At 62.9% G+C, this 21,243-nt stretch carries 21 protein-coding genes and 1 pseudogene; 11 read left to right on the plus strand and 11 right to left on the minus strand.

Annotated features, from left to right (window positions below):
- Positions 1-145 precede the first annotated feature (145 nt).
- Together AC1DZP_RS04745 and greA are read left to right on the plus strand one after the other, a co-directional pair.
- Positions 146-682 (plus strand): tetratricopeptide repeat protein, encoded by a 537-nt coding sequence (locus tag AC1DZP_RS04745; RefSeq protein WP_095090919.1) that lies wholly within the window; start codon positions 146-148, stop codon positions 680-682.
- Positions 683-989: 307 nt separating this feature from the next.
- Positions 990-1,463, plus strand: coding sequence for a transcription elongation factor GreA (greA, locus tag AC1DZP_RS04750; RefSeq protein WP_095090920.1), 474 nt, complete (start codon positions 990-992; stop codon positions 1,461-1,463).
- Between the two features lie 50 nt (positions 1,464-1,513).
- Here the strand turns inward: greA and AC1DZP_RS04755 are convergent, their stop codons facing one another.
- The 4 genes from AC1DZP_RS04755 to rfaD are packed head-to-tail and all read right to left on the minus strand — an operon-like array spanning position 1,514 to position 4,638.
- Positions 1,514-1,735, minus strand: a complete 222-nt coding sequence (locus tag AC1DZP_RS04755; protein WP_477300443.1) for a hypothetical protein — start codon at positions 1,733-1,735, stop codon at positions 1,514-1,516.
- The gene (gene waaC / locus AC1DZP_RS04760) at positions 1,713-2,696 is read right to left on the minus strand and encodes a lipopolysaccharide heptosyltransferase I (protein WP_477300445.1); all 984 of its coding nucleotides are present in this window, start codon (positions 2,694-2,696) and stop codon (positions 1,713-1,715) included. Before waaC ends, AC1DZP_RS04755 begins: the two co-directional genes overlap by 23 nt.
- The gene (waaF, locus tag AC1DZP_RS04765; RefSeq protein WP_477300447.1) at positions 2,693-3,700 is read right to left on the minus strand and encodes a lipopolysaccharide heptosyltransferase II; all 1,008 of its coding nucleotides are present in this window, start codon (positions 3,698-3,700) and stop codon (positions 2,693-2,695) included. The genes waaC and waaF overlap by 4 nt, the downstream gene beginning before the upstream one ends.
- A complete protein-coding gene (gene rfaD, locus AC1DZP_RS04770) occupies positions 3,673-4,638 on the minus strand; it encodes an ADP-glyceromanno-heptose 6-epimerase (protein WP_477300449.1) in 966 nt (321 codons plus the stop codon). The genes waaF and rfaD overlap by 28 nt, the downstream gene beginning before the upstream one ends.
- A 164-nt stretch (positions 4,639-4,802) precedes the next feature.
- Between rfaD and AC1DZP_RS04775 the strand changes: the two genes are divergently transcribed.
- The 4 genes from AC1DZP_RS04775 (at position 4,803) to AC1DZP_RS04790 (ending at position 8,303) form a co-directional block, all read left to right on the plus strand.
- Positions 4,803-5,435: a LysE family translocator gene (locus tag AC1DZP_RS04775; protein WP_477300451.1), complete on the plus strand. Its 633-nt coding sequence runs from the start codon at positions 4,803-4,805 to the stop codon at positions 5,433-5,435.
- A 140-nt stretch (positions 5,436-5,575) separates the two neighbouring features.
- Positions 5,576-7,069 (plus strand): D-glycero-beta-D-manno-heptose-7-phosphate kinase, encoded by a 1,494-nt coding sequence (gene rfaE1 / locus AC1DZP_RS04780; RefSeq protein WP_477300453.1) that lies wholly within the window; start codon positions 5,576-5,578, stop codon positions 7,067-7,069.
- 7 nt (positions 7,070-7,076) lie between these two features.
- Positions 7,077-7,649, plus strand: a complete 573-nt coding sequence (locus AC1DZP_RS04785) for a D-sedoheptulose-7-phosphate isomerase (protein ID WP_477228162.1) — start codon at positions 7,077-7,079, stop codon at positions 7,647-7,649.
- Between the two features lie 12 nt (positions 7,650-7,661).
- Positions 7,662-8,303 carry an HAD-IIIA family hydrolase gene (locus AC1DZP_RS04790; RefSeq protein ID WP_477228161.1) on the plus strand — a complete coding sequence of 214 codons (642 nt, stop codon included), beginning with the start codon at positions 7,662-7,664 and terminating at the stop codon, positions 8,301-8,303.
- 87 nt (positions 8,304-8,390) lie between these two features.
- On the opposite strand, the gene AC1DZP_RS04795 is transcribed toward AC1DZP_RS04790, so the two are convergent.
- Together AC1DZP_RS04795 and AC1DZP_RS04800 are read right to left on the minus strand one after the other, a co-directional pair.
- The gene (locus AC1DZP_RS04795) at positions 8,391-9,185 is read right to left on the minus strand and encodes a glycosyltransferase family 2 protein (RefSeq protein WP_477300455.1); all 795 of its coding nucleotides are present in this window, start codon (positions 9,183-9,185) and stop codon (positions 8,391-8,393) included.
- Between the two features lie 247 nt (positions 9,186-9,432).
- Positions 9,433-9,912, minus strand: a complete 480-nt coding sequence (locus tag AC1DZP_RS04800; protein ID WP_095090929.1) for an Lrp/AsnC family transcriptional regulator — start codon at positions 9,910-9,912, stop codon at positions 9,433-9,435.
- A gap of 252 nt (positions 9,913-10,164) precedes the next feature.
- Here AC1DZP_RS04800 and trxB point away from each other — a divergent pair, with 252 nt between their 5' ends.
- On the plus strand, positions 10,165-11,139 hold the full coding sequence (gene trxB, locus AC1DZP_RS04805) for a thioredoxin-disulfide reductase (RefSeq protein ID WP_477300457.1): 975 nt from the start codon (positions 10,165-10,167) through the stop codon (positions 11,137-11,139).
- Positions 11,140-11,218: 79 nt separating this feature from the next.
- On the plus strand, positions 11,219-12,115 hold the full coding sequence (locus AC1DZP_RS04810) for a LysR family transcriptional regulator (protein WP_095090930.1): 897 nt from the start codon (positions 11,219-11,221) through the stop codon (positions 12,113-12,115).
- Positions 12,116-12,160: 45 nt separating this feature from the next.
- On the opposite strand, the gene AC1DZP_RS04815 is transcribed toward AC1DZP_RS04810, so the two are convergent.
- The 4 genes from AC1DZP_RS04815 to AC1DZP_RS04830 form a co-directional block, all read right to left on the minus strand.
- Positions 12,161-12,658, minus strand: a complete 498-nt coding sequence (locus AC1DZP_RS04815) for a methyltransferase family protein (RefSeq protein ID WP_477300459.1) — start codon at positions 12,656-12,658, stop codon at positions 12,161-12,163.
- 718 nt (positions 12,659-13,376) lie between these two features.
- On the minus strand, positions 13,377-15,428 hold the full coding sequence (locus AC1DZP_RS04820) for an elongation factor G (protein WP_477228157.1): 2,052 nt from the start codon (positions 15,426-15,428) through the stop codon (positions 13,377-13,379).
- Positions 15,429-15,623: 195 nt separating this feature from the next.
- Positions 15,624-16,874 carry a putative bifunctional diguanylate cyclase/phosphodiesterase gene (locus tag AC1DZP_RS04825; RefSeq protein WP_477300461.1) on the minus strand — a complete coding sequence of 417 codons (1,251 nt, stop codon included), beginning with the start codon at positions 16,872-16,874 and terminating at the stop codon, positions 15,624-15,626.
- Positions 16,875-16,897: 23 nt separating this feature from the next.
- Positions 16,898-17,095, minus strand: a complete 198-nt coding sequence (locus tag AC1DZP_RS04830) for a hypothetical protein (RefSeq protein WP_477300463.1) — start codon at positions 17,093-17,095, stop codon at positions 16,898-16,900.
- A gap of 299 nt (positions 17,096-17,394) precedes the next feature.
- On the opposite strand from AC1DZP_RS04830, the gene AC1DZP_RS04835 reads away from it, so the two are divergent.
- On the plus strand, positions 17,395-17,790 hold the full coding sequence (locus tag AC1DZP_RS04835) for a (R)-mandelonitrile lyase (protein ID WP_111542955.1): 396 nt from the start codon (positions 17,395-17,397) through the stop codon (positions 17,788-17,790).
- A gap of 81 nt (positions 17,791-17,871) precedes the next feature.
- Here the strand turns inward: AC1DZP_RS04835 and AC1DZP_RS04840 are convergent.
- A pseudogene (locus AC1DZP_RS04840) lies at positions 17,872-19,074 on the minus strand (pyridoxal phosphate-dependent aminotransferase).
- A gap of 203 nt (positions 19,075-19,277) precedes the next feature.
- Here AC1DZP_RS04840 and AC1DZP_RS04845 point away from each other — a divergent pair.
- Both AC1DZP_RS04845 and AC1DZP_RS04850 read left to right on the plus strand, forming a co-directional pair.
- The gene (locus AC1DZP_RS04845) at positions 19,278-20,174 is read left to right on the plus strand and encodes an EAL domain-containing protein (RefSeq protein WP_477300465.1); all 897 of its coding nucleotides are present in this window, start codon (positions 19,278-19,280) and stop codon (positions 20,172-20,174) included.
- Positions 20,171-21,019 carry an EAL domain-containing protein gene (locus AC1DZP_RS04850; protein ID WP_477300467.1) on the plus strand — a complete coding sequence of 283 codons (849 nt, stop codon included), beginning with the start codon at positions 20,171-20,173 and terminating at the stop codon, positions 21,017-21,019. Before AC1DZP_RS04845 ends, AC1DZP_RS04850 begins: the two co-directional genes overlap by 4 nt.
- Positions 21,020-21,243: the final 224 nt, after the last annotated feature.

Consider the following 21,243-nt stretch of genomic DNA (forward strand, 5'->3'; position numbering starts at 1 on the left):
ATTCCGTCTCCGTCAGGTCGTTTGCTTGAATGATAGCGGATTTGCAGCATCCGTCACCTGATGTTCTCCGATATGCTTTTTTTCCGGGATGAAACCGAGGGCGTCCGGCGTTAGTGTTGCATTCTCACCCCTCAAGGAGGCTTCGATGCACAAAAGAATGCTGATCCAGGCGGCGACTGCCCTTGTCGCACTGCAGTTCCTTGCCGTTCCGGTGTACGCCGCCGGCAGTAGCGGCGGCAGCGACCAGACCGTGACCCAGTGCAAGAAGGGCCAGGTCTGGGACAAGAAGAAGAAAAAGTGCGTCGCACCCCAGGAAGGCATGCTGGATGATGACAGCATCTATGATGCTGGGCATTCGCTGGCGCTGGCCGGGCGCTATGACGAGGCGATCGCCGTGCTCAGCCTCGCTGCCAACAAGCAGGATCCGCGCATCCTCAACTATCTCGGCTATTCGCACCGCCATTCTGGCCGCGTCACCGTCGGCCTCGGCTATTATGAGGAAGCGCTGCGCATCGACCCCAACTACACGCTGGTGCGCGAATATCTCGGCGAAGCGCATCTGCAGATCGGCGATCTGGCCGGTGCCCAGCAGCAGTTGATGGAAATCGAGAAGCGGACCGGCAAGGGTTCGCGCGAATACGGTATGCTGTCGGAGCAGATCGACCATTTCATGCGAAGCTGATTTCGGCGCCCAATATTTCTCAATCCGGCCGCGAGCGATCGCGGCCGGATTTTTTGTTGCCGGCCATCGCCGGTTCGCACCTGCCGCGACCGTATTTGCGAAAGCAGCGACCGGCATTTGTGAAAGCCGGAGAACATTTTCGCAAAACCGATTTTTGGGCGTGAAAAACCTGCGAAGATTGCTATATTCAGGGAAATTGCGGTGAAACGGTTCCGTTAGCCCGAGGCTCTCGGACCGTTTTCTTTTTGTACCCATTGACAAGGCTTTCCCCGAAACGCGGGGGTGGCAGCAGGAAAGGTCAGGCATCATGAACAAGGTCCCGATGACAGGCGAGGGGTTCGCGTCATTGAAGGAAGAACTGCGCTGGCGCCAGCAGGAAGAGCGGCCGCGCATCATCGAGGCGATCTCCGAGGCGCGCTCGCATGGCGACCTTTCCGAAAATGCCGAATACCATGCCGCAAAAGAGGCGCAGAGCCTCAATGAGGGCCGGGTCAACGAACTTGAAGATTATATCGCGCGCGCCGAAGTGATCGATGTCAGCAAGCTCAGCGGCGACAAGGTCAAGTTCGGCGCCACCGTGGTGCTGGTCGACGAGGACACCGAGGAAAAGAAGACCTACCGGATCGTCGGCGACCAGGAAGCCGACGTGAAGTCTGGCCGCATCTCGATCTCCTCGCCGATCGCGCGCGCGCTCATCGGCAAGGAAGTCGGCGACGCCATAGAGGTCAACGCGCCAGGCGGCGCAAGGGGTTACGAGATCGTCCAGGTGCAGTTTATCTAGGGGTCCGAAGCGAGGGCCTTTGTATCAATCCCAAACGCCCCCGCTGCCCCTCATCTGGCTGCCGCCATCTTCTCCCCGTGAACGGGGAGAAGGACGCCTTCATCAATGATTTCGCCAATTTCTAACGTTGCAAGGAAGGCGTCGGGCGTTGCGGCCGGCTTCTTTCTCCCCGTCACTATACGGGGAGAAACGCCCGGCAGGGCAATGAGGGGCAGCGTCAGCGTTTCCGATTGAATTGATTGAATAAAATCAATCTGCGTTAACTTGACCAAGCGCCCGGCGCTCCAGCAGCCTCTCTGCCTCCGCTACCACTTGCCCCGGCGTTACATGATCCCCAGGTGCGGCCAAAAGCGTTGACGCGTATGGCCCGCGCGGCCCGGTCAAACCCGGCTCGGTGGCAAGAAAAACCGCAACCGTCGGCAGGCCGAAGGCGCTGGCGAGATGGGTTAGCCCGGTGTCGGCGCCAATGACCAGCGTCGAGCGGCCGATGACCGCGGCGATGTCGGAGAGCGGCGATTTGGGCACCACGACCGTTGACGGAATGGCTCCAGCGATTGCTTCGGCGACGGCCTTTTCGCGCTCGTTCGACCATGTGGTGACCGGCGTCGTTTCCCTTTCAACCAGCAGGCGGGCGGTTTCGATCCAGTCTTGAACCGGCCATTTCTTGTCTTCGCGGCTGGTGCCGTGCAGCAGGAAGGCGATTCTGCCACTGATGCCGGCCAGATTGCCGGGCGGCGGAACGATGCCGGAGTCCAGCCTCGAAAGATCGGGCTGGTAGCCGAGCGCCAGCCCGAACAGCCGCCGCGTGCGTTCGATGGCGTGCAGGTCGCGCGGCACGGCGTAGGTGACGTCGTAGACCAGCGACGCAGAAGGTTCGCGCGCGCTCGACCGGTCGAAGCCGGCGATCGGCGCACCGGCCTGCCTGGCCACCAGTGCTGATTTCAGCAGGCCCTGTGCATCGATGACGAGGTCGTAGCGGCAATCGCGCAAGGTGCGGCGCAAGGCGGCCGCTTCGCGCCATGTACCGCCGTCGAGCAATGTCTTGCGCCAGCGCCGGATCGCCACCGTGTGGATCCTGTCGATCGCCGGATGCAGCGCCACGATGCCGGCGAATGCCTCTTCCACGCACCAGTCGAAGGTTATGTCGGGCCTGACGAGGCGGGCATCCTCGACGGCTGGAAAGGTGTGGATGACGTCGCCCATCGACGACGTCTTGACGATGAGGACCTTCATGCGGCTGCCGGGATTTCCAGCAGGCGTTTCGCCGCTGCCACGACCTGCTCCACTTCAAGCGTCTTCAGGCAGTTGAGGTGGCCGAGCGGACAGACCTTCTGGTGGCAAGGCGAACAGGACAGGCCGAGCCAGACCAGTTCGCACCGTTCCGCCAGCGGCGGCGTATTCTGTGGCGAGGTCGAGCCGTAGACAGCAACGATCGGCGTGCCGACTCCCGCCGCGACATGCATCAGCCCGCTGTCGTTGGACACCGCCAGCCTTGCCGCCGAGATCAGGTCGATGGCGTCCTCCAACCGGGTCTGGCCGGCGAGGTCGACAACACCGGGGGCAAGGGCTGCGATCTCCGCCGCCACGTCGCGGTCGTTCTTCGAGCCGAACAGCGCGACCTTCAAACCCTTCGCCATAAGATCACGGGCAAGCCCGGCATAGCTTTCGCTCGGCCAGCGCTTGGCCGGGCCGAACTCGGCGCCAGGCATCAGGGCTGCGAATTTCTGGGGCGCGAGCCCGAAGCGGTCGAGCAGGGCGGCCTGGTTCTTCGCGTCAACGGTCAGGCGTGGCGGCCGGAAATGGCCGCCCTGGGCGAGGCCGAAATAAGCCTGCGCCGTGCGTCGTTTGACGCTGTCGGGCAGCGGCACGATGTCGGTCAGCAGGCCGTAGCGCATTTCGCGCAAATAGCCGAAACGGCGCGGAATGCGGGCAAAGAACGGGATCAGCGCCGATTTCCAGCTGCCCGGCAGGACATAGGCCATGTCGTAGCGGCCGCGCAGCAGTCGGCCAAAACGCCGGCGAATGGTGAATTCCAGCGCGCCGGGCTTGAGCGGAAAGTCGATCTGCTGGCGGATTTCGGGCATGCGCTTGACCAGCGGTGCGGCCCAGGCCGGCGCCAGCACATCGATCGCGGCGTTGGGATGAAGCTCTTTCAGCGCCGAAAACAGGCACTGCGCCATCACCATGTCGCCCACCCAGCGTGGGCCGATCACGAGGATCGTTGGGCTTTCAGCCATTCGACATAGTCTCTGACACCGGTTTCCACTGTCCGGAATTGGCCATTGTAACCGACCGCGCGCAAACGGGACATATCAGCTTGCGTAAAGCTCTGGTAGCTGCCCTTGAGATGGTCCGGAAATTCGATGAATTCGATCTCGCCCTTGCCCAGCGTGTCGATGACGGTTTCGGCAATGGCACGGAAGGGCTGGGCGCGACCGGTGCCGCAGTTGAAGATGCCGCTCGATCCGCGCTTCCACAGCCACAGGTTGACGTCGGCAACGTCGCCGACATGGATGAAATCGCGGCTCTGCTCGCCCGGTCCGAAGCCATCATAAGCGCCGAACAGTTTCGGGTTCTCGCCCCGCTCGACCTGGTTGAACAGGTGGAAAGCGACCGAAGCCATGGCGCCCTTGTGCGCCTCGCGCGGGCCGTAGACATTGAAGTAGCGCAAGCCCGCAACCTGCGCATGACCATTTTTTGAACGATTTGGGTCGAAGACGGTGCGCCTGACATAGTCGTCGAAAAGCTTCTTGGAATAGGCATAAACGTTGAGCGGCCGCTCGAGCGCCGGGTCTTCGCGAAATTCGGCGCCACCGCCATAGACGGACGCCGAGGAGGCGTAGAGGAAGGGCACGCGCAGCGTCTGGCAGGCATGCAGCAGCCGCTTCGAGAAGGCGTAGTTCACCTCCATCATGAACTTGCCGTTCCACTCGGTGGTGGTCGAGCAGGCGCCTTGGTGGAACACGGCCTCGATGCGGCCGAACGAGCCTGCCTCCATACGGCCCAGGAAATCGTCCTTGTCGAGATAGTCGGCGATGCGCAGATCGGCGAGATTGGCGATCTTGTGGCCATCGGTGAGGTCGTCGACGACGAGGATGTCGTCATGGCCTTCGGCATTCAGCGCGGCGACGATGTTGGAGCCGATCATGCCGGCGCCGCCCGTGACGATGATCATGTTGTTGGCCCTGATACGCGTTTCGCTTGCCGATTCCGGCCCTTATAAGGGAGGCAGGGTGAGCTGTCGATAAAGCAGGCAGCGAAGCGGATGTCACAGTGGCGCCGCAAAGCTTCCGCTTCAGTCGGTTTGTGCCACCCGGGACGATCGTGAGGGACAGAAGAATGCCGTCGACCGACCTGCTCATCGCGTTTTTCGCCACCACGGCGATCTTCGCCTACATTCCCGGCCCGGCCATGCTCTACGCCGCCGCGCAGACGATGGCGCGCGGCCGCTGGTCCGGCTTGACGGCAGCACTTGGCATTCATCTGGGCGGCTATGTGCATGTCTTTGCCGCTGCTGCAGGCCTGTCGGTGCTGTTTCACGCCGTGCCGCCGCTCTATCTGGCGGTCAAGCTGGTCGGCGCGCTCTACCTGATCTGGCTCGGCGTTTCGCTGTTCCGCAAGCGCGTCGAGGGCGACATGGCGCTGCCCGCGATCGAGCGGAAATCGGCGCGGCGCGCCTTTTTCGAAAGCATCACCGTCGAGGTGCTCAATCCCAAGACGGCGATCTTCTTCATGGCCTTCCTGCCGCAGTTCATCGATACCTCGGCGGCGCTACCGGTCTGGCTGCAGTTCGTCGTGTTGGGCACCATCGTCAATCTGATGTTCTCTTCGGCCGATATCGTCTGTGTGTTCCTGGCCGGTGCCGTGATCGGCCGCTTGCGGCGTTCGAGCCGTGCACAGCGCCTGATGCAGCGGGCCGGTGGGGCGGTGCTGGTCGGGCTGGGTGTCCATGTCGCCCTGCAAAAGACCTGACTGCCCGGCCATCGTGGTCATGGCCAGCCGTTGCGCTGCGTGGATTTGCGGTATATCGGCTTCGCCATGAACGAACCGGCCCTTCAATTGATGATTACCCGCAAGGTTGAAATCGGCCATTTCCACGCGTTGCCAGTGACATGATCAAGCACAATCCGCCTTCTCCCGAACCCCTGCACCGCGCCATCGCACGGTTTGGCCAGGCCACCGTGCTGGTGGTCGGCGACTTCATCCTCGACCGGTTCGTCAACGGCGTCATCGAGCGGATCTCGCCGGAAGCGCCGATCCCGGTGCTGCACCGGCGCGGCGAAACCTCGACGATGGGCGGCGCCGGCAATGTCGTCGCCAACATCGTCTCGCTTGGCGCATCCGCCGTTCCCGTGTCGGTGATCGGCACTGATGCTGCCGGCAACAATCTCGTGCGCATGCTGCGCGAACTCGGCGCCGACACTGCCGGTCTGGCGCAGGCGCGTGGCCGCATGACCTCGTCGAAGAGCCGCTTCAGCGCGCTCAACCAGCAGGTGCTGCGCTTCGACGAAGAGGAGATCAAGCCGCTCGATGTTGCGGAGCGCGACGGTTTGATCCGGCATTTCCGCGCAGCGCTGACGCGCGCCGACATCGTTGTCCTGTCCGACTATGGCAAGGGCATATTGCTCGACGGCGTCGCCGGCGATTTGATCGCCATCTGCCGTGAGGCGGGAAAGCCGGTGCTGGTCGATCCGAAGGGCCGAGACTATGCGCGCTATGCCGGAGCGACCGCCATCACCCCCAACCGCAAGGAGCTTGGCGAAGCTGTCGGCCATGCGGTGTTCGCCGATGACGAGATCGTCGCGGCGGCACGCCAGCTGATTTCAGCGCATGGCTTCGATTTCGTCGTGGCGACGCGCAGCGAAAAGGGCATCAGCGTGGTCGACCCGACCGAGGCGCGCCATATCGCCACCCAGGCGCGCGAAGTGTTCGACGTTTCGGGCGCCGGCGACACGGTGATCGCGAGCTTTGCATTGGCGCTGGCGGCTGGTGCCGACCCTGTCGCGGCGGCATCGATCGCCAATGCCGCCGGCGGCGTCGTGGTGGGCAAACGCGGCACCGCGCGGCTGACGGTCGAGGAACTCACCGGTGCGCTGTTTCGTTCGCACGGGCCGACCGCCCACAAGGATGCCATCCTCGACGCTACGTCGGCCGCGCGCATGGTCGCGGCGTGGAAGGAGGAGGGCTTGAGCGTCGGCTTCACCAATGGCTGCTTCGACATCCTGCATGCCGGCCATGTCGGTCTCTTGCACGCGGCGCGCAGCCAGTGCGACCGGCTGGTGCTTGGCCTCAACAGCGATGCTTCGGTGCGGCGGTTGAAGGGCGCCGGGCGGCCGGTCAACGACCAGCATGACCGCGCCTGCGTGCTCGCCGCCCTTGCCTCGGTCGATGCGGTCGTGGTGTTCGAGGAGGACACGCCCCTGGCGCTGATCGAAGCGCTGCTGCCCGACATACTGGTCAAGGGCGCCGATTACACGATCGACACCGTGGTCGGTGCCGATGTGGTGCGGAAGGCGGGCGGCCGCGTCGTGCTGATCGATCTCGTCGCCGGCAGAAGCACCACCAACACCATCGGCAAATTGCGCGCCGGCGGCACCACAAGCTGAGGAATTCATGTCTGACCTGAACGACTACTTGGTCCGCTCGGCGGCCGCGATTTCCGCCATGGTCGAGCGCGACCTGACGAGCGAGATGGAGCGGGCGGTGAGCGCCATCGTGACGGCTCTTTCGCAGGGCAAAGCCTTGCTAATCTGCGGCAATGGCGGCTCGGCCAGCGATGCGATCCACATCGCCGGCGAACTGGTCGGCCGCTTCCTCAAGGAGCGCAAGGCCTACAATGTCATCGCACTCCCGGCCAATGCCGCGGTGCTGACCGCCTGGGGCAATGACTATGGCTTCGACACGGTGTTTTCGCGCCAGGTCGAGGCGCATGGCTCGGCGGGCGGCGTGCTGTTGGCAATCTCGACCAGCGGCAATTCGCCGAGCATTCTCGCCGCTGCCGAGCACGCGCGGATGATGGACATGACGGTGATCGGCCTGACGGGCGACACCGGCGGCAAGCTCAAGCCGCTATCGGACATCCTGCTCAACGTGCCCTCGACCTCGACCCCGATCATCCAGCAGGGGCATCTGTGCCTCTATCATCATCTGTGCGAAGTGGTCGAAGCGCGTCTCAGCAATGGCTGACGGGACCTGGTCGTGAAGCTCGAACCCTATCCGCTCAAGGAGCCCGGACTGTGGGTAGAGCGGATCGATAGCAGGATTTTTCCGACCGGTACGCCTGCACTGTTTCTCGACCGCGACGGCACCATCAATCTCGACACCGGCTATCCCGATGACCCGGCCGAAATGGTGCTGCGCGAGGATATCGCCGCTGCGATCGGTGCCGCCAATCAGACCGGCATTCCCGTCATCATCGTCACCAACCAGTCGGGCATCGCGCGCGGCTACTACGGCTGGAGCGATTTCGCCGCCGTCAATGGCCGCGTGCTCGACCTGCTGCGCGCCGACGACGCGTTCGTGGATATGGTCCTTGCCTGCGCCTATCACGAGGCGGGCGAGGGGCCGCTTGCGATCGCCAATCATCCGATGCGCAAGCCCAATCCCGGCATGCTGCTGGAGGCGGCCAAATGTCTCGGGCTCGATCTGCAGCGATCGCTGATCGTCGGCGACAAGCAGGCGGACATGGAGGCGGGACAGCGCGCCGGACTTTTGCAGGGCTGGCTGGTCGACGGCGAAGCGGCCGTTCAATCGGGCTTTACAGTCCAGCCCTGGCGCGACCACGAGGATCTGGGTGGCCTGCTCGCCGCAATAGCGGCACTCGGCGCTATGTCGGGCTAGAGCAACTCCGGGAAAAGTGTGAAACGGCTTTCCGTCCGGAATTGCATCAAAGCAAGGGGGGCATAATTCCGAAAGTGGAATTTGGCCTCAAGTCCGATCGTTGTCTCGCGAAGCTTCATAAAGCTTGGCCTCGGTGGCGAACGAATACACCATCACCATCATCGAATAGACGAAGCCATGCCGGCCGCACAGGAAGTAGCGCTTGGCCAGGTAGAATTTCAGGAAGTTACCGAGCGGCGACAGGACCAGCCTTATCAAGCCTGGCTTCTTGCCCCTCTCGACCAGCGTGGCAACCTTGAGGCTGGAGTAGGTGTTGGCCCTTGCCAGATCCTCCGCGACAGTCATTTCGCGGCGATGCAGCAACACGCCATTTTCAATCGTACCGGTTTCGCCCGGCACCTCGAACGATTCATGGACCCGCAGGTCAATGTCCATGGTGGCCTTGTCGCGGCGGAACAGACGCAGCAGCCTGTTGTGCAGCACCCAGCGGTGCGCATAGCCATAGCCTTTCAGCTTGTCGCGGCGTCTTACGAACCATCCGTCGATGGCCTCGTTGTGAGGCTGCGTCACGGTCACGATCGACCGCCTGAGCAGGTCGTCGACGGCCTCATCGGCTTCAATCGAAAGGCACCATGGCTGCTTGGCTTGATCAAGCGCGAATTGCCGCTGACGTGGGAAACCCGGCCAATCGTTGTGAAACAGCCTTATCGGGTAGCCCTTGGCGATGAACTCCTGAATGACGACCAGGGTGTTATCCGTCGAACCCGAATCGACGACGACGATGTCGGCGCAGAAGTCGACGCTCTCCAGGCAGGGGCCGATCATGTCGGCTTCGTTCATGCAGATGATGAGCGCCGAAACCGGGCTAGAAAATCGAGTCATGATCCCACTCTACAGCACACTGTTCTGTGAAATTACGCTGCTTGCGCCATCTGTTGTTATGCAAGCCCTGTCGAAAAACCCGTCACACTTTCCTGAAATTGCCTTAGGAAACCAACAAAGCAGCCACGTCCGTCAGAACGCTCCGGCTTTCTACACCAGAGCCTGTCGAATGCGAAAGCGGCCCTGGTATGGCGAAGCCGGGAATTCGCATCGAGCGGGGACGATGTGGTGCTGCCGTCGACCAGCCTCAAGGCTGTGCAAACGAGACCAGCCCCTCGTCCTTGACCCGGCGGATGGTGAGCGCGGTGCGCACCGTGTCGACATTCGGGGTCGAAGTCAGTTCCTCGATGACGAAGGTCTGGAAGGCCCCCAGGTCGCTCGCCACGCAGTGCAGCAGGAAATCGGATTCCCCCGATACCATCCAGGCGTCGCGCACGATCGGCCAGCCGCGGGTGCGCTCTGCAAAGGTGCGCAGTTCGGCGTCGGCCTGGTGATGCAGGCCGATCAGGCAGAAGGCAACGACATCGAGGCCGAGCGCCGGCGCGTTGAGCAAGGCGCGGTAGCCGCGGATGATGCCGGCTTCCTCCAGCCGCTTGACGCGGCGCAGGCACGGCGGCGCCGAAATGCCAACGCGGTTCGACAGTTCGACATTGGTCATGCGGCCATCGGCCTGAAGCTCGCGCAGGATCTTCCAGTCGATGGCGTCGAGATCGGCCTTGAGCGGCATGAGGGCTCTCGATAAGTCAGGGGCAATACGCAAGAATCTTGCGTGATCTTGTAATTAAACGACTTCGCTGTCCATTCCATCCCTCGCTCGGAATATTTCGGCCGATCAAAGCGGCGACAGGGGTGCGACAAAGCTTTCCGGGGACGAATGCCAACCTGCCTTGCTGGCGCCGTGGGCAACACTTACATTACGCGCGATATCGACGAGTTTTCCATGCCGCAATTGCCGGCAGCCCTCCGCAGAGGCTTCCCGATGACCACCAAGCACGCGCCCGTTCTCATTATCGGTTCCGGCCCCGCCGGCTATACGGCGGCGGTCTACGCCGCCCGCGCCATGCTGAAGCCGATGCTGGTCGCCGGCCTGCAGCAGGGCGGCCAGCTGATGATCACGACCGATGTCGAGAACTATCCCGGCTTCGCCGACCCCATCCAGGGGCCGTGGCTGATGGAGCAGATGCTGAAGCAGGCCGAACACGTCGGCACTGACATCATCAACGACATCATCACCGAGGTCGACCTCAATGTGCGGCCGTTCCGCGCCAAGGGCGATTCCGGCACCACCTACACCGCCGACGCGCTGATCATCGCCACCGGCGCGCAGGCCAAATGGCTCGGCATTCCGACCGAACAGACCTTCATGGGCTTTGGCGTCTCGGCCTGCGCCACCTGCGACGGCTTCTTCTACCGCGGCAAGGATGTCGCGGTGGTCGGCGGTGGCAATTCGGCGGTGGAAGAGGCACTCTACCTGTCGAACCTCGCCAAGAGCGTGACGGTCATCCACAGGCGCAGCGATTTCCGCGCCGAGCGCATCCTGCGCGAGCGGCTCCTGAAGAAGGACAATGTCCGCGTCATCTGGGACACGATCGTCGACGAGATCACCGGCCGTCCCGGCAAGGCGCCCTTGCCGCCTTCGGTCGAAGGGCTGAAGCTCAAGCATGCGGTGACCGGCCAGGAAACGCATCTCAAGGTAGACGGCGTGTTCGTGGCTATCGGCCACGCGCCGGCGGTCGAACTGTTTGCCGGCAAGCTCAAGCAGAAGCCGAACGGCTATCTGTGGACGGCGCCGGATTCGACCCGCACCGACGTTCCCGGCGTGTTCGCGGCTGGCGACGTGACCGACGACATTTACCGCCAGGCGGTGACCGCGGCGGGGCTCGGCTGCATGGCGGCACTCGAGGCGGAGAAGTATCTGGCCGGCATCGAAGTGCACCGCGAAGCGGCGGAATAAAGAGTTCAGAAGGCGACTTAGAAACGCCGTGTAAAAGCCTGATTTTTCATTCAGACGCCAAAACAGAACGAGGGGTAGCATGGCGTTGGACTGGGACAAGCTACGCGTGTTTCACGCTGCGGCGGAGGCAGGGTCGTTTACCCATGCGGCCGAGACATTGCATCTGTCGCAATCGGCGATCTCGCGGCAGGTCAGCGCGCTCGAACATGATGTCGGCGTGCCGCTGTTCAACCGCCACGCCCGCGGGCTGGTGCTGACTGAGCAGGGCGAAATGCTGTTTCGCACGGCGCACGACGTGCTGATGAAGCTAGAAACCATCAAGTCGCGGCTGACCGAGACCAAGGATCGCCCGTCCGGCGTGCTCAGGGTGACGACCACCGTCGGGCTGGGCGCCGGCTGGCTGACCGAGCGGGTGCAGGAGTTCATAGAGCTCTATCCCGAAATCAGTCTGCAGCTGATCCTCGCCAACGAGGAACTCGATCTCACCATGCGCCAGGCAGATTGCGCCATCCGGCTGCGCCAGCCGCAGCAGCCGGACCTGATCCAGCGCCGCCTCTTCACCGTGCATTTCCACCTGTATGCCTCGCCCACCTATGTCGCCAAGCACGGCAAGCCGGCTTCGGTGGCCGAACTGAAGAGCCATCGCATCGTCACCTTCGGCGTGCCGGTGCCATCGCATTTGTCGGAGCTGAACTGGCTGGAAACGATTGGCGATTTCGAAGGCGGACAAAGGGTGCCGACGTTGCAGATCAACGACATATTGTCGATCAAGCGCGCGGTGCAGGGCGGCGCCGGCATCGCCATGCTGCCCGACTATGTGATCAACAAGGACTCCGACTTGGTGCAACTGCTGCCGGAGACCGAGGTGCCGTCTTTCGACACCTATTTCGCTTATCCGGACGCGATGAAGAACCAGGCCAAGCTGCACGTCTTTCGCGATTTCATCATCGCCAAGGCCCGTAGCTGGTCTTTCTGATCCACCCCTGGCGTCCGACTTTCTGGTCTTCATCCAGTTCTAGAATCACCCCCGCCAGGGCGTCAGGCGCGGCAGCCAGCCGGGCACGGCGCGGCGATAGGCCTCGTATTGCGCACCGTAGCGGCGGGCCAATGTCGGTTCCTCGTAGAGCCGGACGAACGACACCATGGCGATCGCGCCGATGATCGCGTAGGCGGCAAGCGTCCAGCTCGAGAACAGCAGCGCCTGGCCGAGGATGATCGACAGCACCGCGACATACATCGGGTTGCGGACATGGCGATAGATGCCGCCGACCACCAGTCTCTCGGTCGGTGCAACCGGAGCGGGCGTGCCCAGCCCCTCGAGCGCAAAGCGGCCGAAGGCATGCAGCAGTGCAGCGATCGCGATGACGATCAGGAGCCCGCCAACAGGCACAAAGCCCGGCAGGCTCGACCATGGCAAGCCCCAATGATCGGTCAACAGCCAGGGCACCAGCCCGGCAACCACGCCGGGTGCGGCGATGAAGAACGCCGCGCTGCCGGCGATCGCAGAAAACGTCCGCATTGGTGTTTCCTCCCTGACTGCCTGATAAATGAACGGCTGCTGCCTGCTTCCACATCATTGCGCGGTTTTGGCATTTGGGCACAGAAATCGATCGCGATTGGCGATTCTGTAGTGAGAATCGCGCCTCCGTGCGCTCCGTTTTGCTGATTCTGCTGGTCCTATTGGTCTCGGATATGGGTTAGACCACAGCCTGCGTCTTTTTGCATGCGTGTGTTGCAAAATAGATGCTTGTTTCTTGGGCATGATGAGCACATATGTAGATCATCTCCTGGGCGCGTTCTCCTCCCATTAGCGCCCTAGAGTGTTCCCCTCTGGAGGTTAGCCTTAACAGGCACTTCCAATCAAACTCAGCCGGATCTTCGTTGATCCGGCTTTTTTGTTGCCTGAGCCCTGCCGGAGCAACTCGAAAATTCATCAGAATTGCCACGTAACAGTGACATGTAACCTCAGGTAACATGACATGGACGCCCGACACGTGCTATCCAGACCATAGGACGCGGTGTGGTCGTGCGGGAGATGGGGGCATCACTCGAACGGCCCGGGCTCAGGCGGCTACCGCGTCCGAACCATTTCCGCCGCCGAAGCTAGGCGGCGCCAGATGCGGCGGACCTCCGTTTTACCTACCGGGCAACGGTTCGCGAACAAGACGACGTCCGGTCCCCGCCGGGCGTCGTTTTCATTTGGCCCCCTCGAACCGGGGTTCGAGGGGAAGACCGAATCAGGCAGCCTTGCCGTTGGCATTCATCGCTTCGTCGGCGAGACGCCCGGTGAGTTCGGCCATGTGGTCGAAGACGGCGCGGTAGCTGGCGACGCCAGCGGTCGCCGAGCGCAACTCGATGATCAGGTCGCCGATCTCGGCCTGCGGCATGGTCGCCTCGACAACATCCCATCCCGGCCAGTCAGGCCGCGCATCATAGCCGAGGATCTGGCCGCGCCGCTGCGGGATGAGCGCGATGATCTTCGAGGTCGCGTCGGAGGGCGTGACGATCTCGACCTTCATCACCGGTTCCAGAAGCACCGGCGAGCAGGCGGCCATGCCTTCCTTCATCGCCAGTCTGGCCGCCATCTGGAAGGCCATGTCGGAGGAATCAACCGCGTGGTAGGAGCCGTCCGAGAGGTTGACTGCGACATCGACGACGGGAAAGCCGAGCGGACCCGATTTCAGATAGTCGCGCACGCCAGTCTCGACCGACTGGATATAGGTCTTCGGCACGACGCCGCCGGTGATGGTGTCGGTGAACTGGAAGCCGGAGCCGCGCGGCAGCGGCTTGATCTCGATCACCACGTCGCCGAACTGGCCATGGCCACCCGACTGTTTCTTGTGACGGCCGCGCTGCTGCGCCGATTTGCGGATCGTCTCGCGATAGGGCACCGCCGGCGCATGACCTTCGACCGGGATCTGGTTCTTGCCTTCCAGCCGCTCGCGCACGACACGCAGATGCATCTCGCCATGGCCCGACAACACGGTCTCGGCCGAGTCCTGGTTGTGGCGCAGGCTGAGCGAGGGGTCTTCCTCCGCCAGGCGCTGGATGGCGGCCGACATCTTCACTTCGTCCTTGCGCTCCTTGGGGCGCAGCGCGAAAGCGAAGACCGGCTGCGGCGGCTCGAACTCAAGCAGCGGCTTGATGCCGCCCTTGGCCGAACTCAGCGTCTGGCCGGTCTTGACCTCATCCAGCTTGCCCAGCGCCACAGTGTCGCCGGCCTTGGCGATGGTGAGCTTGAACTGATCCTTGCCGAGCATTCGGTAGATGCCGGAAACCTTCGCCGTGTTGCCGCCGGGCAGCCAGAGTTCGGAGCCGTCGACGACCTGGCCGGACAGGATGCGCGACACCGACAGCTTGCCGCCATGCGGCGTGTGGATGGTCTTCATCACCTGAGCCACGGTGGCCGCGCCGTCGGGCGCGCCCAGCCGCCTGCGGGTCGCCTCGATGTCGGGCGCGTCGTGGCGGATCGCCTTCAAGAGGCGCAGCACGCCATTGCCTTTCTCGGCGGTACCGATCAGCACCGGCGTCACCGCGCCATCGCGCAGATCGGCGGCGAGGTCGTCGAAGATGGCGTCCTTGGGCGGCTCGATCTCCTCGAGCAGTTGTTCCATCAGTTGGTCGTCATGATCGGCCAGCGTCTCCAGCATGGAGAAGCGCGCCTCCAGTTCGCGCGCCTTGTCATCGCCAGGTATTTCGGCCACTTCGCTTTCGGCATATTCGCGATAGATGTAGGCGCGCTCCAGCGCCAGATCGATCGAGCCGATGACGACGCCATCCTTGCGCAGCGGAATCTGGCGCAGCAGCAGCGGCACGGCGCTGGCCGGCTGCAGCATCTTCAGCGTGTCGCGCACGCCGGCGATTGCCTTGTCGACCTTGTTGAGGAACAGGATGCGCGGCACGCCGAGATCGTCGAGCCTGCGCATGATCAGCTGCAGGGCAGGGATCTTCTTTTCGTCGGCCTCGGCAACGACCACCGCGAGGTCGCAGGCGGCCAGCACCGGCTCGGCCTCGAAGGAGAATTCGATGGAGCCGGGACAATCGACGAAAGTAAGCTGCTCGCCCATGAATTCGGTGGTGGCGAAGGTCGCCTCGACGCTCATCGCGTGGGCCCGCGCCTCTGGCGAATGATCTGAAACGGTGTTGCCCGATGAGACGGGGTTTTGTCGGGGAATTGAGCCCGTGCGGGCCAATATGGCTTCGAGAAGTGTCGTCTTACCGCTGGCGAAGGGACCGATTATGGCAATGCATTTCGGTCCCGTGCGTCGTCCTCCGGCGCGAGTACCCATGACTGACCTCCACTCAGGCGTTTCCCGTAGGACCGACTGGCATGCATGGTTCAGGCTTGGTCAATCGGTCCTGAGCGGCGGCCGGCCTGTTCGACCGTCGCGGGCGGGGTTCTTTTGGTTTGGCCACCTGCCCGAAACCATCGTCCCACTTGTTTGCCGGCAGGGCAAGAAAAATAGAAACTCTTCGGTGTGGCCTCAGGCGCTCAGCGCCAGCGGCTCGGCACGGACGGCGCTCAACGGACCAAGCTTGTCGCGCGGCGCCGGCCGGCCGAAGAAATAGCCCTGGAAACGATTGCAGCCGGCAGTCTTGGCCAGGGCGAATTCCTCCTGCGTCTCGACGCCCTCGGCGACGATGGTGACGTCCTGGATGCGTGCGATCTGGGCGAGCGCCGAAACGAAAATCTGCGCCACCTGGTCATGGGCGAGGCTGCGGATGTAGGAGCGATCGATCTTGATGCTGTCGACGGGCAAGGTCTTCAGATAGTTGAAGCCGCAATGGCCGGTGCCGAAGTCGTCGAGCGCGATGTGGAAGCCGAGGCCGCGCAACGCTTCGAGGCGTCGCAGGATTTCGGGCGTGGCGGCGGTCGCCACCGTTTCGGTGATCTCGATGACGAATTGCGCGGCGGAGCGGCCGGTTTCCTTCAGCACGCGATCGCACATGGTGACGATCTCGTCGCGCTTCAGCTGTTCGCCGGAGACGTTGATCGAGATGCGGCGTCCCGGGAAATGATTGACATCGGCGCAGGCCCGCTTGAACACCCACTCGCCGAGCATGTCGATCAGGGTCGAGCGTTCGGCGATCGGAATGAACTCGGCCGGCGAGATCAGACCACGAACCGGGTGGCGCCAGCGGATCAGCCCTTCGAAGCCACAGGTGGAACTGTCCGGATTGACGATCGGCTGGTAGTGCAGCTCGAGTTCGCCGAGATAGACCGCCGCGCGCAACTCCCGCTCGACCAGGCGACGATAGCGCTTGTCGGACAGCATCTCCTCGTCGAACACGGTGACGCGGCCACGGCCCGCCGCCTTGCTTTCATAGAGCGCCAGGTCGGCGACCAGCATCAGTTCCGTGGTGTTCGAGGCATGTGCCGGTGCCAGCGCCACGCCGACGGAAATGGAGAGCGGGATGGTCTTGCCCTCATGCGATTTCCCGGCTCGCATGGCATCCAGCAAGCGCCTGACTTTCTTGTTGATGATGGCGAGGTCGTTGTGCGGGACGATGACGCCGAATTCGTCGCCGCCGAGCCGTCCGACCATGCCTCCGGCAAAGATGCGCTCGGCCGTCTTGACCAGATGCGCCAGAGCGAGGTAGCCGAACTGATGTCCGAACGTGTCGTTGAGCTGCTTGAAGTGATCGACGTCGATCAACAGCAAGGTCGCATCGCGCCGGTCGCGCATGCTGCCGAGACTGTCGTGCAGCGCTTCGAGGAAATAGCGGCGGGTCATCGCCCCGGTCAGCGCGTCCCTGGTCAGGAATGATGCTTTTCCGCCTCTGCGGCGGCGGCCGACCGCAAGCGATGGACGACGCTGCTGCGCATATACATCAGGGCCATCAGGGCCAGGCTGGTGGCGAGGATCGAGACAGCGAAGGCGTCGCTGGAGGGCTGGTCTTGCGACAGGTCGACCGCGCCAAGCATCGCGGCGCCGATGCTGATCAGAAGCAGCAACTGGATGCCGCGGTAGATCCGCCGCTGTGATCCTTGATCGTCGCCAATATGCTCATCTCATCGCCCCTTGAAATGCAGGCTCAGGGCTAGAGCGCAGCTGTTAAGAAGACATTAATTCGCCATCTTTCCGTGCCGCGACACGGTGCGGGGAGCGTTCATGGTTAAGGAGAAAAATCGGTCTTGCGGCGGTGCGCGAAACGGCCGGTTGCGCCTGGGATGATAACGGCCGAGAATGCATTTTTCGTCACATGTCGGGCGGCGTCTGTCGCCGATCGCTTCACCAGACCAGGATTACCCCGATGAAGATCATTGCCTGCGGCAGCGTGCCGACCATCATAGCGCCGGAGAAGTATTTCACCGGCCGCGTGTTGCAGACGCCGATCATCGAGAAGGAGGCGCCGGCGCGGCTGCGGGCCACGCTGGTCAGCTTCGAGCCGGGCGCTCGCACCCACTGGCACACGCACCCGCTCGGCCAGACACTCTATGTCACGTCAGGCGCCGGCCTTGCCCAGACATGGGGCGAACCAGTCCAGGAGATCAGGGCCGGCGACGTCATCTCGTTCGCGCCTGGCGAAAAGCACTGGCACGGTGCGGCGCCGAAGTCGGCGATGACGCATATTGCCATGCAGGAGGCGCTGGACGGTGTCCACGCCGACTGGCTGGAAGAGGTGACGTCAGTCCAATATGGCGGCTGAGTGCCGAGCCCCGTGAGGCGGCGTCGTTGCCAACAAAAAACCCGGCGGTGAAGCCGGGTTTTAATTCCAAGACTGGCCTTATCAGGTCAGCGATGCCGTGAAGCGCTGGATGCGTGTGCAGGCTTCCTCAAGCAGCGTCTCCGAAGTGGCGTAGGAGATGCGGAAGTTGGGGCCGAGGCCGAAGGCCGAGCCGAACACCACCGCGACCCCCTCGGCCTCGAGCAGTTCCGAGCAGAAGGTTTCGTCGGTGTCGATCACCTTGCCGGCTTTGGTCTTCTTGCCGATCAGCTGGGCGCAGGACGGATAGACGTAGAAGGCGCCTTCAGGCGACGGGCAGCTTATACCGCGCGCCTGGTTGAGCATCGACACGACGAGATCGCGCCGGCCCTGGAAGATCGCCTTGTTCCGGGCGATGAAGTCCTGCGGGCCGTTGAGCGCCTCGACCGATGCCCATTGCGCGATGGTGCAGGCGCCCGAGGTCTGCTGGCCCTGGATCATGTCCATCGCCTTGATCAGCGCCACAGGACCCGCGGCATAGCCGATGCGCCAGCCGGTCATGGCATAGGCTTTCGACACGCCATTCATGGTCAGCGTGCGCTCGTARAGCKTCGGYTCGACYTCGGCGATGGTCTTGAAGACGAARTCGCCTTAGGTCAGGTGCTCGTACATGTCGTCGGTCAGCGTCCAGACATGCGGATGCTTCAACAGCACGTCGGCCAGCGCGCGCAATTCAGCCTCGGTATAGGCGGCACCCGACGGGTTCGACGGCGAGTTCATCAGCAGCCATTTGGTGCGTGGCGTGATCGCCTTTTCCAGCACAGCTGCGGTCAGCTTGAAGCCGTTGTCGATCGAGGTGTCGGCAAACACGGAGGTGCCGCCGCAGATCGCCACCATCTCGGGATAACTGACCCAGTAGGGGCGCGGTATGATGACCTCGTCACCGGGGTTCAGTGTCGCCATGAAGGCGTTGAACAGGATCTGCTTGCCGCCGGTGCCGACAATGGTCTGCTCGGGCTTGTAGTCGAGATTGTTTTCGCGCTTGAACTTCTTCGCGATCGCCTCGCGCAGCGGCACGATGCCCGACACCGGCGGATATTTGGTTTCGCCACGGCGGATCGCCTCGATCGCCGCATTCTTGATGTTGTCGGGCGTATCGAAATCCGGTTCGCCGGCGCCGAGGCCGATAATGTCACGGCCGGCATTTTTCAGCTCGCGCGCTTTCTGCGTCACCGCAATGGTCGCGGAAGGCTTAACGCGGGAAAGGGCGTCGGCAAGAAAGGCCATGACCGGATATCTCCAAACAAGGTCGGCGCGGGCCAGGAGCGGCCGCGGCGCTTCTCATGTCGCATGATTTCGCGCAGTGCAAGCATTGTCGGCTGATCCAGGCCTCAAGGACCCGTGATCGGCAACGATAAATTCATTAACGGGCGGTAGAGGCTTGCGTGACAGGATCACAGTTTGACCGCCAGTTTGCGGAGCGAGGAACCGTGTCGCGCAGCATCGGGCTTGCCCACATCATCCGCCAGGACGACGGCACCTCCACCGGTGTCTGGGGCATCTACACGCTGCAAAGCGCCTTCCAGCCGATCTTCGCCTTCAACGAAGGCAAGCTGTCGGTGGCCGCGTTCGAAGGGCTGATCCGGCCGTTCCGCGACGGCGAGCCGCAATCGCCGATGAGCTTTTTCAGCACCTGCCCGGCCGCCGACCGCCTCCATGTCGAGGCGTTGACCAGGACGCTGCATCTTCTGAACGCCGGCGCCTGCCTGCCTGAAGAAGCATCGATCTTCGTCAATTTCGACCCGTCGGTGTTCACTGAGCGCACCGTTGCCGACAATGCCTTGCGCGAAATGCGGCTGGTGTTGCACGAGGCTGGCATCGATCCGCGCCGTGTGGTCTGCGAAGTGACCGAGCAGCGCTCGGCGTCGCAGGAGACCCTGCACAGTTTCGTCACCGCGCTGCGGGCCAACGGCTTTCGCATCGCCGTCGACGACTATGGCGCCGATGATTCCGACATCAACCGCATCAAGGAACTGAAGCCCGACATCGTCAAATTCGACGCCTTCTGGATCACGCAGCTGATGGAGTCCGGGGCCGGCTTCGCGTTGCTGACCACCATGGTGAAAAGTTTCGAGCAGCAAGGCATCCGAACGGTGTTCGAGGGCATCGAGGAGGGGTGGCAACTGGAACTCGCCGAGAAATCGGGAGCATCGATGGTGCAGGGTTTCGTGCTGGCGCGGCCCGAGCTTGCGCCGACAAGCTTTCGCGTCTTCGGCAAAACCTCGCAGCAAACCGCCCCCGCGGCCGTTGAAGCCGCGCCTGTCCAACCGACCTCACCGCACACGACACGGCCAGCAAAAGCCTTCGGGCGCAAGGTGGCGCCATGAAGCGCGAGCGGCGGCGCGATGTCGGCAACGCGATCCAGGTCGACGAAGTCGGTATCGAATACGGCATCCATGGCGAGTTCCGGCTGCGCAGCGCCTATCAGCCGATTTTCGCTCCGCGCGGCCGCTTCCTTCACGCCGTCGCGGTCGAAGCCCTGATCGAGCCGCACCGTGCCGGCCGCCCCGGTGCGCCGAAGGTGTTTTTCGAAAGCATCGCCGCCTCCGACCGATTGTTTGTCGAGACCATGTGCCGGGTGCTTCACCTCAGGAATTTTCACAACATCGGCGTCGACGGGCTCGATCTGTTTTTCAACTACAATCCGCTGATCAACGACCATCCCGGGCGGGCGTTGGCCGAGATCCGGCTGATGACCAGGTATCTCGGCGATTTCGGCCTCGCGCCGGCCATGCTGGTCTGCGAAATCACAGAACAGGCGGCCGACGACGCGCTTCTCATCCGACTGGTGCGCGAAATGCGGCGCGATGGCATCCGCATCGCCATCGACGATTTCGGCACCGGCCACTCGACGGAGGAGCGGGTCAGCCTGCTCCATCCCGACATCGTCAAGATCGACGGTACCTGGTTCGCCGAGTTCTGCCGCCATGCCGCCGCCGAACGGTTCTTCCGCCCGCTGGTTTCGACCTTGCACGACCGTGGCGCCAAGGTGCTGGTCGAAGGCATCGAGCAGCCCACACACCTGCGCGTCGCGCTCGAAGGCGGTGTCGACCTGCTGCAGGGGTTTCTTCTCGCCCGCCCGGCGCTGGCCGGCACGATCTTCAACGAAGAGCCGCTCTCCATCGACACGCTGCTTGGCAGGGATAGCAAGGTTGTGCCGCTGTTCGGCTAGGGCGCGTCGATATTCAGGTGAGGCCGGCCTGCAAACGGCAGCTTCCTGCGCTTCCGGTACTCACGTACCCAAATGTACGCTCCGTTCCGGTTCTCGGAATCCACCGTTTTCGACTCGGCCTGACCTGAATCTCGTCACGCCCTTGAACGCCCTCATGCGTTCACACATCAGCGGCGCTGATGGTCGTGCCAAAACAAATCATTGGTTGCGGCGGGAGCCGCTGC

The sequence above is a fragment of the Mesorhizobium sp. P2_F8 genome (assembly GCF_056403655.1).